Origin of the sequence: Jeotgalicoccus huakuii, from assembly GCF_036665975.1 — a bacterium.
Classification (GTDB): Bacteria; Bacillota; Bacilli; order Staphylococcales; family Salinicoccaceae; genus Jeotgalicoccus; species Jeotgalicoccus marinus.
Window position 1 is genome coordinate 47052 of record NZ_JAVIYN010000003.1, and the last position, 12552, is coordinate 59603.

The 12552-nt window shown below is 37.4% G+C and carries 15 protein-coding genes; 4 read left to right on the plus strand and 11 right to left on the minus strand.

Annotated features, from left to right (window positions below; all coding sequences use genetic code 11):
• Nucleotides 1-72: 72 nt before the first annotated feature.
• From pyrG to V6E76_RS02215, 3 genes are all read right to left on the minus strand, one after another.
• Nucleotides 73-1674 (minus strand): CTP synthase, encoded by a 1602-nt coding sequence (gene pyrG / locus V6E76_RS02205; protein WP_166626941.1) that lies wholly within the window; start codon nucleotides 1672-1674, stop codon nucleotides 73-75.
• A 127-nt stretch (nucleotides 1675-1801) separates the two neighbouring features.
• Nucleotides 1802-2314, minus strand: coding sequence for a DNA-directed RNA polymerase subunit delta (gene rpoE / locus V6E76_RS02210; protein ID WP_026866019.1), 513 nt, complete (start codon nucleotides 2312-2314; stop codon nucleotides 1802-1804).
• Between the two features lie 73 nt (nucleotides 2315-2387).
• Nucleotides 2388-3218 (minus strand): GNAT family N-acetyltransferase, encoded by an 831-nt coding sequence (locus tag V6E76_RS02215; protein ID WP_035855590.1) that lies wholly within the window; start codon nucleotides 3216-3218, stop codon nucleotides 2388-2390.
• 162 nt (nucleotides 3219-3380) lie between these two features.
• On the opposite strand from V6E76_RS02215, the gene V6E76_RS02220 reads away from it, so the two are divergent.
• The gene (locus V6E76_RS02220) at nucleotides 3381-4964 is read left to right on the plus strand and encodes a BCCT family transporter (RefSeq protein WP_026866021.1); all 1584 of its coding nucleotides are present in this window, start codon (nucleotides 3381-3383) and stop codon (nucleotides 4962-4964) included.
• A 72-nt stretch (nucleotides 4965-5036) separates the two neighbouring features.
• Nucleotides 5037-5837 carry a type II pantothenate kinase gene (coaW, locus tag V6E76_RS02225; RefSeq protein ID WP_026866022.1) on the plus strand — a complete coding sequence of 267 codons (801 nt, stop codon included), beginning with the start codon at nucleotides 5037-5039 and terminating at the stop codon, nucleotides 5835-5837.
• Here the strand turns inward: coaW and V6E76_RS02230 are convergent.
• From V6E76_RS02230 to V6E76_RS02260, 7 genes are all read right to left on the minus strand, one after another.
• Entirely contained in the window at nucleotides 5830-6537 is a 708-nt protein-coding gene (locus V6E76_RS02230; RefSeq protein ID WP_026866023.1) for an ATP-binding cassette domain-containing protein, read from the minus strand. The genes coaW and V6E76_RS02230 overlap by 8 nt on opposite strands.
• A gap of 2 nt (nucleotides 6538-6539) precedes the next feature.
• The gene (locus tag V6E76_RS02235; protein ID WP_051220440.1) at nucleotides 6540-6884 is read right to left on the minus strand and encodes a carboxymuconolactone decarboxylase family protein; all 345 of its coding nucleotides are present in this window, start codon (nucleotides 6882-6884) and stop codon (nucleotides 6540-6542) included.
• 41 nt (nucleotides 6885-6925) lie between these two features.
• On the minus strand, nucleotides 6926-7135 hold the full coding sequence (locus V6E76_RS02240; RefSeq protein WP_026866025.1) for a hypothetical protein: 210 nt from the start codon (nucleotides 7133-7135) through the stop codon (nucleotides 6926-6928).
• Nucleotides 7136-7199: 64 nt separating this feature from the next.
• Nucleotides 7200-7706, minus strand: a complete 507-nt coding sequence (locus V6E76_RS02245; protein WP_026866026.1) for a GNAT family N-acetyltransferase — start codon at nucleotides 7704-7706, stop codon at nucleotides 7200-7202.
• An 85-nt stretch (nucleotides 7707-7791) separates the two neighbouring features.
• Nucleotides 7792-8322, minus strand: a complete 531-nt coding sequence (locus V6E76_RS02250; protein ID WP_026866027.1) for a chromate transporter — start codon at nucleotides 8320-8322, stop codon at nucleotides 7792-7794.
• Complete coding sequence (locus tag V6E76_RS02255; RefSeq protein WP_370545355.1) at nucleotides 8319-8867, minus strand: chromate transporter; 549 nt, start codon at nucleotides 8865-8867, stop codon at nucleotides 8319-8321. Before V6E76_RS02255 ends, V6E76_RS02250 begins: the two co-directional genes overlap by 4 nt.
• A gap of 50 nt (nucleotides 8868-8917) precedes the next feature.
• Nucleotides 8918-9958, minus strand: a complete 1041-nt coding sequence (locus V6E76_RS02260; RefSeq protein WP_035855615.1) for an SEC-C metal-binding domain-containing protein — start codon at nucleotides 9956-9958, stop codon at nucleotides 8918-8920.
• 110 nt (nucleotides 9959-10068) lie between these two features.
• Here V6E76_RS02260 and V6E76_RS02265 point away from each other — a divergent pair, with 110 nt between their 5' ends.
• A complete protein-coding gene (locus V6E76_RS02265; RefSeq protein ID WP_026866030.1) occupies nucleotides 10069-10920 on the plus strand; it encodes a Cof-type HAD-IIB family hydrolase in 852 nt (283 codons plus the stop codon).
• Here the strand turns inward: V6E76_RS02265 and V6E76_RS02270 are convergent.
• Nucleotides 10915-11553, minus strand: coding sequence for an alpha/beta hydrolase (locus V6E76_RS02270; RefSeq protein ID WP_026866031.1), 639 nt, complete (start codon nucleotides 11551-11553; stop codon nucleotides 10915-10917). The two genes, V6E76_RS02265 and V6E76_RS02270, sit on opposite strands and share 6 nt — an antisense overlap.
• 74 nt (nucleotides 11554-11627) lie before the next feature.
• On the opposite strand from V6E76_RS02270, the gene V6E76_RS02275 reads away from it, so the two are divergent.
• Nucleotides 11628-12548 carry a VOC family protein gene (locus V6E76_RS02275; protein ID WP_026866032.1) on the plus strand — a complete coding sequence of 307 codons (921 nt, stop codon included), beginning with the start codon at nucleotides 11628-11630 and terminating at the stop codon, nucleotides 12546-12548.
• The last annotated feature ends 4 nt before the right edge of the window (nucleotides 12549-12552 follow it).

The window sequence follows — 12552 nt, forward strand, 5'->3', positions numbered from 1 at the left end:
AATCACGATTTAACCCATAAAGGTAAAAACTCAGCTGAAGACTCTACTTAGAATTTTCAGCTGAGCTTAAACTTATTCGTTGTCTAAAGTTGCTTGAATCAAACCACTAAATAGTGGGTGTGGACGTGTTGGTCTTGATTGGAATTCTGGGTGGAACTGAACAGCCATGTAATATGGGTGGTCTTCTAATTCAATCATTTCCACCAATCTACCATCTGGTGAAGTCCCACTAAACACCATGCCATGTTCTTCCAGCTGTTCCTTATAAGCATTGTTGAATTCAAAACGGTGACGGTGACGCTCATTAATTTCATTTTGCTCATAAAGTGCCTCTGCCTTGGTTCCTTCTTTAATCACACATGGGAAACTACCGAGGCGAAGAGTACCACCAAGATCAACAACATCTTTTTGATCCGGCATTAAATCAATGATTGCGTATGGTGTATGTTCATCTAATTCGGAAGAATTTGCACCTTTAAGGCCTACTACATTACGAGCAAATTCAACTGATGCGAGTTGCATGCCGAGGCAAATACCTAAAACAGGCACCTTGTTTTCCCTCGCATATTTAAGCGTTAAGATTTTACCCTCTATACCGCGGTCACCAAAGCCACCCGGTACCACTATACCATCGACTTCTCCGAGTATTTCCATATAGTTTTGCTCAGTCACTTCCTGAGAATTAATCCAGTGGATATCAACGTCTGCATGGACTTCATAACCTGCATGACGCAGCGATTCTGCTACAGATAGGTAAGCATCCTGTAGTTCCACGTACTTACCAACTAAACCGATTTTGATTGTTTTATCAATTTTACTTAGGTTATCAAGTAAATGCTTCCAATCAGTTAATGCCGCTTCACCCTTAGATTCAAGTTTCAGGTTTTCAAGAACTAAATCATCCATATCTTGATCTTGCAATGACATCACAAGCTTATATATTGTTTCTTCATCTTTTGCATTGATTACGTTTTTCTCTTCGATGTCACAGAACAATGCAATCTTATCACGTAAATCTTCAGTCATCGGATATTCAGAACGAACAACAATCATGTCAGGGTGAATACCTAAACCTCTTAGTTCCTTAACACTATGTTGAGTTGGTTTTGTTTTCATTTCTCCAGCTGCTTTAATATAAGGCAGCAATGTACAGTGAATGAACATAACATTATCTTTACCAAGGTCACTTCGTAACTGACGAATTGATTCAATAAACGGTAAGGATTCAATATCACCTGTTGTACCGCCTATCTCTGTAATAACGATGTCAGCTTGTGATGAATCCCCCGCTTTTTTAATGCGTGATTTAATTTCATTTGTAATGTGAGGAATCACTTGCACTGTACCACCTAAATAATCTCCGCGGCGCTCTTTTTGAATGACTTCAGAGTATACTTTACCAGCAGTGACATTAGAGTACTTGCTCACATTAATATCAATAAAACGCTCATAGTGCCCTAGATCTAAATCAGTTTCCGCACCATCTTCTGTGACGAATACTTCACCATGTTGATACGGGCTCATCGTCCCTGGGTCAACATTTAAGTAGGGATCAAATTTTTGAATTGTGATTTTAAAACCTCTATCTTTCAATAAACGTCCTAGTGAAGCTGCTGTTATTCCTTTACCTAAAGATGACACCACGCCACCTGTTACAAAGATATATTTAGTCATAGTCTTCCTCCTGCATAAAATAAAAATAGCTCCCTTTCACAAATGTGAAAAGGAGCACGTTTACTAGTCCCAATTTAAGGGAGCCCAATTAAAATATTATCACTTTCAAGAAGAAAGTCAATAATTATTAATATGCATCTGCCTCGTCATCATATTCATCTTCAAGCTTTTCTTTGTCGTCGAATTCCAACTCATCATCGACTTCAGAATCGATGGCTTCTTCATCATCATCTTCTTCAGTTTCACCATGAAGTGTGCCATCAATTTCTTCCTGGTCTTCACCTAGTTCCTTGGCACCAGGGTAATCTTCTTCTTCATCAATATACTCATCTTCAGAAGCAATCTCAATCTTATGGATGGTCGGTGCAATCTTATCATTGATATCATCCACGGCATACCATTCACGTAAGCCCCAAACACCTTCACCTGTACTTAAGAAACGACCGTCAGTGTTTAAATCCGTATAGAATTGTAAGATGCGGTCTTCAATTTCACTTTCAGTATAATTCCCAACTTCTTTAAATTTATCTACCATTTCATAGAGGTTAGTATCTTCGCCTTTATCTTCTAAATAAATGTGTGACATATCAATAAATGAATTTTCGTCCATCATTTCCTTAGTATAACTGTCCAGTCTCATTTACGTCATCCTTTCAAGATGTAAATACCTTAGGATATAATACAAATATTTTACTAATGTTTCAAGAGCTAAGTTAGTATCTCACCAATTTCCGGTAATAATTCTCATCTTCAGCATCATGAGGGTGAACAAATCCAGCACCAGTAAACAGCTTTTCTAAGCCCGTATTCGTCACGTTAACTTCAGCAATCTCAACATCTTTCAAATATTTTCTAACTATTGTAGCAAACTGCCTTATTGCGCTCTCAGCAATCCCTTTTGAACGATGCTTCTCCTCAACATATATATGTTTAATTTCCAGTACTTTACCGTTTTTAACCGTATCAATATAGCCTGCAACTTCCTCGCCTAGCATGAGATTGAATTTCAGTGTAGAAGCAGACACGTCACTTGCCAAATTGATTCTTAAGTTCGGTACATAATTACGGTCTAAATCTAAATAATATAAACGTTCCTTACCAATAGGTCCTTCTTCCTTTGTTGCAGTGTGTAAGAACCCTGCTCTTTCGTATAGATTCCATGCCCCTTGATTCTCACCATCAACAACTAAGTATAAATGCTCAAACTGAGAAAAGTTTTCTTGTACATAAACCGGTAATAATTGAGCCACTTTCGTACCGTAACCATTTCCTTGATATTTTTCATTGATGGATAAAGACCTCACGTAAACCACCTCATGCGGCGTATCATACCCTTCGTGTTGATAATGTTTATGTAGTACAAAAAAACCAACAACTTTTCCATCATCTGTGACAACCACATTGGCAGTTCGATCTTTATCTTCTAGAGCTTCATTTAATACATCTAATGGTAAACTAGAATAAATTTGTTGCTTGTCACTTAATTCATAGGACTGAAGTGCGTCCTTATCACTTTCATTGTACTTTCTCACTTTAATGTCCATAATTTTCCCCTTTTTGACAAGATTCTATAGTTTGCTATTATAAGTCCATACCCTCTCTAGTGACAATTTAGACATTAACACAAAATTTTCCAATTCAACGTTTCATGTCGTTATTGCCGGGTAGTAACTTTGTATACTACAAATATATTAGGAGGAACTTTCGTGACAAACGAAGAAAGTACAACTACAAAGAGTCAGGAAAACCAGGATCAACCGGAAAAATTTCAGTTTAATAAGCTAGGCGTCGTTTTCTGGACTGCAGCTTCAATAATCATTGTAGTGTCTGCAATTGCCATGATTATTCCAACTCAGTTCCAGGTCGCTTCTGAAAATGTCTATGCTCTTATCTCAGAAACATTTAGTTGGTTTTTCTTACTCGTTGTATTTGGATTCGGTGTATTTCTATTATTTCTTGCCCTATCACCTTATGGCCGCGTAAAACTCGGTGGTGATAATTCCAAACCAGAGTTCTCATTTTGGGCCTGGGTCGGAATGCTATTTTCAAGTGGGCTAGGTGTTGGTTTAGTATTCTTTGGTGTCGCAGAGCCTATGGAACACTTTATGACCTCACCATTTTTAGGTGGTCCAGTTGAGGATGCCGAAGCCGCTAGACTCGCGATGGGTTATACTTATTTCCACTGGGGAATCTCCCAATGGTCAATATTCGGGGTAGCTGGTCTATCAATTGGTTACTTCCAATTCCGTAAAAACCGTGATGGTTTAGTCTCAACTGCTTTAGAACCACTATTCGGTATGGATTACAATCAAAAAGCACGTAAAGCAATTGATATATTAGCAATCATTGCAACTGTAACGGGTATGTCGACTTCTGTTGGTTTAGGTATTATGCAGATGGATGGTGGTTTAGATATCGCCTTTGGTGTTCCATCAGGACCATTAACTCAAATCATTTTGACAGCAGCTATGACAGGTCTATTTATATTTTCAACAGTAACTGGACTTAAGAAAGGAATGAAATTCCTTTCCAGTTTAAACATGATCCTTGCACTTGTCTTAACCATTTTCATTATGGCAGTTGGACCATTTACATTCATTATGGAAAGTATTATTCTTGGGCTTGGTGACTATTTGACAAACTTTGTTGGCTATTCATTACGCATGACACCATATGCAGGTGGTACTTGGGTTCAAGACTGGACAGTGTTCTACTGGGCATGGGTAATTGCTTGGAGTCCATTCATTGGTTCATTTGTTGCCCGTGTATCTCGCGGTCGCACGATTCGTGAATATGTACTGGGTATTCTGATTGTCCCACCAATGCTATCTTTCCTATGGGTTGGCGCCCTCGGTGGTACAGCAATTTATTCAGATCTTATGAATAATACAAATATTGGACAAATCGTTCTAGATGACCAAACGCAGGCGCTCTTCGCCTTGTTTGATACCTTACCTATTTCATGGTTTACATCTATTGTTGCGCTCCTGTTAATCTTTACTTTCCTAGTAACATCAGCCGATTCAGCAACATTTATTGTTTCGGGAATGAGTATTGGTTCAACAGAGAATCCACCAATTCGACTTAAAGTCCTTTGGGGTCTATTGCTCGGATTGTTGACTATCGCATTAATATTAGCAGGTGGATTAACCAGCTTACAGGCAGCTTCACTGTTAGCAGGTCTACCGTTTGGCCTCATACTAATCTTGATGATTGCATCAGTTTCTAAAGGATTAAGAAGAGAACCTAATAATGCAATGAAACGTAGACAAAAACCAAAAAAATATTAAAATAGAAGAAACGTTAATAACAGCGCTCATAACTTTGAGCGCTGTTTCATTTATAACTTTAGGAGCGATCTTATGAAAATCGGCATCGATGCTGGCGGTACATTAATTAAATTGGTCATTCTTGATGATGAAAATCGTACCTTTAAAAAATACCCTTCCACTGATATTGACCAAGTGATTGAGATATTAAACAATGATTATAGTGAAGAAGAAGTTTATTTAACAGGAGGCAAGTCAGAATATATACAAGAGAAGCTAAATTTTGAATCTAAAATTTCCATAGAATTCGATGCTACCTTTAGAGGTCTGACTCAACTCTTGAATGAAAGTAATTTGAATTTTGAACGTTATGTATACTTAAATGTTGGTACAGGAACAAGTTTCCACCAAGCGACAACCACGGATCAAAAACGTGTTGGTGGGTCTGGTGTAGGTGGTGGAACTTTACTCGGCTTAAGTCATTTACTGACAGGAATCGAGGATTACCATACGATTATAGAACGTGCAAAAAAAGGTGACCGTAACAAAGTCGATTTAAAAGTCCATCATATTTACAATGGTAAGCCTACACCAATTCCAGGTGATCTTACTGCAAGTAACTTCGGAAATGTACTTAATCACAAAAGCGACCAGTCAATTGAAGATCAACTGATCGCAGTTATTGGTCTTGTAGCAGAAACTGTTACAGCAATGGCTTTAAATCTAGCTGATGCCTTTGACACTAAAAAAATGGTGTTTATTGGTTCTACTTTACTCGATAACACTGTAATGACGGACATCATTTATAATTATAGTCAGTTAAAAGGCGCAGAGGCCTATGTTGTACCCAACGGTGAATTTTCAGGTGCCCTTGGTGCCATAGAAACTAACTGAGGACAGCTACCTTATTCCCTTGCCTGATAACCTTCATTTCACGTGAAAATATATGAGACAACATCTCTTCTGTTACTTGATGATTCGGTACTTTAGCTGCGGTTAAAGTACCTTTTTTCATGCCGGAAATTGAATCTGCATATGTCATCGCCAAACTTAAATCATGCATGGCAAGAATGACCACTTTATTTTTAGCTAATTCTTTCAATCTCGATAAAATAATGTGTTGATAGTTAACATCCAATCCTTGTTCAATTTCATCAAGCATGATTATGGGTTTGTCTTCCAATTCAATTTGCGCAAGAAGTGCACGTTTGAACTCCCCACCACTTAAATTTTCAATGCTGTGATTTCGATAATGTATTAAATCGTAATCGTTTAGAATTCCAATAAACTGTTCACCAGAAATTTTCTTCTCTGTGCTCAAACCTACAAAATCTTCTACATTAATTTGAAAAGGTACGTTGTGTTGAGGAAGATAGCTGATGTATTCTGCTGTAGAAGAAAGTTTGTGGTTGTCTACATAGAGTTCACGTTTTTTTATGGACTTTGTATTAAAACCCGTAACACCTGTTAAAACTGAACTTTTACCACTTCCATTCTCCCCAATTAGAACGTGTAAGCCAGGTTCGAATATCAAACTTTCCACTATAATTTTAAAGTCATCGTAATCGACCACCAAAGAATGAATGTCTAACACGATTATACCTCTGTCGTCGCTTCATCATATGCTTCTAGTGCTTTACCACCATATACACTAGCTGGTCCGCCACCCATCACTATAGAGACCGCAACGATATCTGAAATTTCGTCACGTGTCGCACCGAGTTTAACTAGTTTGTTGACATGGTTACCAATACAACCCTCACACTTATCTGCGATAGCATAAGTTAAAGCGATATACTCTTTGGTCTTCTCATCCAAAGCATTAGCTTTATACCCTTCTTTTTGAAGCTTTCTGAAAGCAGACATAAAATCGGGTTGCGTTTCTTGAATTCGACCTGTGTTTTTTTGCGCACGTTTATTAATTTCTTCAAAATTACCCATGAATAATCATCCTTTTAATTTATTTAAAGAAAGAGAATCGCTTAAATGCGATTCTCTTTTTTGTGGATTGTTCTTTTTCTGTAACACATTAATACCCAGATGTAGGCAGCAAAAATGACTATCATAAAGATACCTATTGTTGTAAGTGATAATGGCGCATCCTGTGTGTAGGATGCAGTCGTTGAAAAGATAACCCCTGCCGTAAATAAAGTTAATGCTATTGCGTAAATGAAAACATTTCTTAATTTCATGTGCTCACCCACCATATTATTCTTCTTAACTTTATAATATCACGACATTCCGCTATTTTCTCATCTATTCTAAAAAGTTCGACATATAGACTAAATTAGTATAGCCTTCTTTCAATTTCACTTGGTTCTTCAATACAGCTTCTTCTTTAAAGCCTAATTTTTCGTAAAGTTTAATTGCTCCAGGATTATTAGAGAAAACAGTTAGAATGACTTTTTCAATTATATCGTTAGCTTTAGCAAATTCTAGGGCACGTTCAATCATCGCAGTCCCTGTACCTGAGCCAGTATAGTCTGGTTGTAAACTGATACCAAATTGTGCGATATGTTCAAACTTCTTACGGTGATCTTGGCGCATATTTAACATACCAATAACCGTATCACCATCTACAGCAACAATACCTAGGTCATTGGTGCCTAAAGATTTTATAGTTGCTTCTTCTTCTTCAACAGTTATCTCACGATTTTCAATTGCTGTTGCTAGAATATCTGGATACGCCTCAGTCACAATATGTTTGTGCCTGACAATACTTTTAGCGTCCGATATTCTCATTTCACGTATTTCATATGCCATACTTAGTCGTCTCCTTCTAGCTTGGTTTTTAATCATTCCCATTCATTATATTACAAGTTTACTTTTCCATTAAATATCATGCTTCTTATCTAATAAACAGGGCACCATAAATTAAGCCAATCATAATGACGAAGGCAGGATGTATTTTAACAATCTGTAAAAGTATAAAAGCAATGACAATTAAGAATATTGTGTGGAAGCCACCTGAAACCTCTAGAGAGTTAAATAGAAAATCTACTACGATTACACCCATTAATATTGCAATCACTGGTCTAATTAATGTTGTTAAGGTGCTGAATTTATTCGTCCCTTTCAACTTATATAAAAGTGCAGCAAGTAAAATCATGACAACCAAGGAAGGTAGGACACTTGCAGTTACTGCAACAATACTACCAAGTACGCCACCGGCTTCGTATCCAATGTAGGCACCCATCTTCGTTAGTATAGGACCAGGTAGTGAGTTACCGAGTGCAAGTACTTCAGCAAACTCACCAGTTGTCATCCAACCATAGGTATCAACAACCTCTCTTTCGACTAGAGGGATTGAGGCTGGACCTCCACCATATCCAATTATACCTGGAATCAGAAAGGCCAGAAAAATTTCCATGTAAATCATGTTGACCCTCCTCTAACCTTATCTTTCCTTAAAAGACTAATAACGATAATAATGGCGATAACAATTGCCGGATGAATATTTAGCACTTCTAAGATAATCAACATACCTATAGTAAAAGGAATTAAAAATGCCCACGTCGTGACCGCTTTCGCTGATTGTAAAAATTCAATTGTTAGAATCGCTAGCATGACTAGGACAACTGGCACTACCCCTGCACTCATTCCCTGTACCCAGGCTAGGTCTTTAAAACCTGTAAATAAAGCAAGAAGGATGGTCATAATCACTGCCGTTGGTAAAATCATCGCAACCATGGCATTGGCTACACCAAGCCAACCCTTTATTTGATAACATATGTACCCAGCGACTTTAGTAATAATTGGTCCTGGTAAAACATTGGCGATTGCCAGTACATCTTGGAATTCTTCATTCGACATCCATTTATATTTATCAACAACTTCTATTTTAACTAACGGAATCGATGAAGGACCCCCACCGAAACCGAGCATCCCTACTCTAAAAAACGCCTTAAATATTTGCCAGTGCATCATTCTCACCTCTTATCAGAAAAAGCACCAGCATGGCTGGTGCTTTTATATCAAACTGCTTTACCACAGCATTTTTTATATTTCTTTCCACTGCCACATGGACAAGGATCGTTTCGTCCGACCTTGAACTCATTGACGATTGTTTTTTGTCCAAGTTCTGCTTCTGACTTACCTCTATATTGGAAATGACGAGTATGTTTTAGCACGCCACTCACTAAATTAAAGAAGTCATCTTCTTCTTGTTTAGTAGAAAATTCATAGCCTAGATTGTTAATTTCTGCGATGATATCAGTCCGTTTTTGACCACTAATAATCATACGTAACATTTGAATATATAATTCTTCTAGTGAAGCTACGTCTGTATTTAAGTGACTACTAACCCAAGATTTTAGTGACTCATGATAAATAGACTCATCAATGTAGTTCGGGTTTGAAAACTGTATGAACTTAGCAAATTCTGGTTCATAGTAGTTGTATTTTTGCTGATTTTTTCTAATAATTTGGTACTGTTCATCTGTCATATCATCTATGACAAATTCTTTGTTTTTTTCATTAATCGTAATGACATAAGGTGACTCATTTACTAAATCGACTAATTCCTCAATTGTCGTCTCCTGGCCATAGTATTTCTTAAATAGTTTAGTAAGCTGTTTAAATTCAACAACACCATAGAGATGTAAGGCAGCTCTAATTAAATTTAACTTTCTTTGAACTGCCAAACGTTTTTCTTTATTTTCTTTCGTATCGACTGTTTTAAATTTATCGAGCACTTCATCAATAATAAAGAAGTGGTCAGGATTATTTAAATCTTCATAGGCCAAGCCCATGATATACAAGCCGTAAATGTCTACAAGGCTTAAATCTTTCGCTTCATCCAAATTTGTCGCTGCTCTTTTCCATGATTCGAGCGCAATATCATCACTATATAGGTAAGTGTACGTGAGTACTGATTCATTCGTTAAGTTTGCTGAAATTGCCTCAATTAAGTCTTCTTTATCTAAAGCTGTTTCATTTTTGACGCCGGTATTTATTGCAACTTGATGCAAGTCTTCTAAATCATATTTTTCTAAATACACACCCGTATTTGTCACAATGAACAACTCCTTATATACTAATTCTAGTACTGGTATTTTATCATACTTGTGTAAATATGCTAAAATTTAAGAGGTAACGAATACATATGATAGGAGCTCATATAAAGATGAAAGCTATTGCCCTCGATTTAGATGGTACAACATTAAATCATGCAGGTGAATTCCCCAACAGTCTCATTAAGACACTTCAAGACATCCATAATAAAGGAATCAAAATCATTATCGCGACCGGACGTTCGCTTCAAATGATTCATCAAAAAGTGCCTAACGATGTTCCGGTCGATGGCTTTGTCGCTGCGAGCGGTATGACCGTATACCTTGGTGACACGCTCTTATCACGCACTGCCTTTACAAAAGAACAAGTCAGTTTCGTCTTAGAAGAGGTTCGTAAACACAAGATATATTATGAGATAACAACGAGCCAGAGCGGTGGTCCATATACCTATAATGATGATTACGATTATGCTTTGGAGGACCTCACTGCACAAGCTGATGAGACAGTACTAGATTATGAAAACATCGGCACTGCCCGTACCTTAAACTCTCAAGAGCAATGGGTCGATAATCACGCACTCGACACCAATGATATTATTAAGTTTTACTTCTTCTCAAATGATAAAAATAAGATGGACAACTGGTATGACTACCTCAATAATCACTTTACATCAGACGCTGGTTTTCAGATATACCGTACATCAAATCATAACTCAGAAATCATGGTCTATGGCACAGACAAAGGTTCCGGTTTAAAGACAATTGCTAGAGAACTTAAGCTGCCGCTTCATGACATTCATGCTTTCGGCGATTCTATGAATGATATCCCTATGTTTAAAGTTGTCGGTAAATCAACTGCCTTAAAAAACGGTCAAGAAGACGTTAAATGTCTTGCAGATGATGTCACCGATTTTACATGTGATGAAGATGGCCTTGAGATTTATTTAAAGAAACATTATCTATAGCAATTTGCCCTCGTCTCTGAGGGCTTTTTTAATTGGCATAAACCAAACATTACCCTCCATCAATTCCATCGGCGAAATTTCATGACCCCCGTCAGTCAGCTTAATGGTTACATTCATGCCCTTGTCTTCTAGTTTTTTCTTTAAGGTGTATGATTCACCAGCTGTAGCAGTCATATCTTTTGCACCGGCTGTTAGAAGTACATCTGTATTAAACAACATTCCTTTTCCAACTGTTTCACTACGGTAAGCACTGTGCATTAACATTGCCCCTCTTAACCCTAAATCGTAGTTCAACAATAAATAAGCTCCCATATTTGCGCCATTAGAATAACCAATAAGTATGGATTTAGAGAGCTCAAAATCATAGATTTTACTCAAGTCTTTTAAAGTGTTGTATATTTTATCACCTTCTTCTTTTAGACTCGCTTCATCAAATTCATTAGCTGAAAGGCGTCTAAAAAATCGGCTTTGTCCATTTTCATCAATCTCACCTCTTAGGCTTAGGACATTGGCATCACCATCTACCATGGCAGCAACATCGAGTAAATCCGTCTCTCTACCTCCTGTACCGTGTAAAAGAATTATGGTTTCAACATTTTCTTCAACTTTACTTTTGATGTATAAATGTTTCATTTAAAGTCCTCCTAATAGAGTTACGCATAGTCGTATTATATAATAAAATCAAAGAGATTAAAGGAGGATGCATTATGCCTGCATTTGGTATACACCATGTTTCCGCAATTACTAAGAATATCATTGAAAATCATGATTTTTTCACTAAAATATTAGGTCATCGTCTCGTTAAAAAGACTGTTAACCAAGATGACCCAAGTATGTATCACTTATTTTATAGTGACTACAAAGGGACACCAGGGACAGATGTGACTTTTTTTGAAATCGGTCTTGCCCCTAAGTACACACCAGGAACTAACTCTATCTCACGTACAATCTTACGTGTTCCGTCAAAAGAAGCCTTACAATACTTCCGTGACCGTTTCGATGAAAAAGGCGTTTATCACGAAGGTATCATCGATTATTTCGGCGAAACATTGATGAAATTTTCTGATGAGGAAAGTCAACGCTTTGCCCTAGTCGTTGACGATAATGAGAATAAGGCAGTCCCTCATACAGATAACGATATTCCTGAAGCCTACGCCATTAGAGGCGTTTACGGTGTTGAACTCACCGTTCAATATTTAAAACCTATGGTTGAGTTTCTTACATTGCTAGGCGGTAAATACGATGGGGACATTGACCAAGATACAGAAGCTCGAGTTGACTTTGGTGATGATGCGGTGTTTATCTTCGAATCTAGAACGACAAATGTTGAAAAAGAAGGCTATGGTAGTGTTCATCACTTCTCACTGAGAGTGAAAGATGAAGCTGATTTAGAAGAAATCTATAAAAAGATTAAAGCAGATAAGTGGCTGTCTTCTGGCGTTGTGAATCGACATTACTTCAAGGCACTATATATTAATGCACCAGGCAATATTACCGTTGAAATTTCTACAGATGGTCCAGGGTTTACAGTCGATGAGCCACTAGAAACATTAGGAGAAAAACTCGCAGTCCCTCCATTTTTAGAGGATGATAGAGACTTCATTGAAATGCGCCTACACCCACTCTAAAATT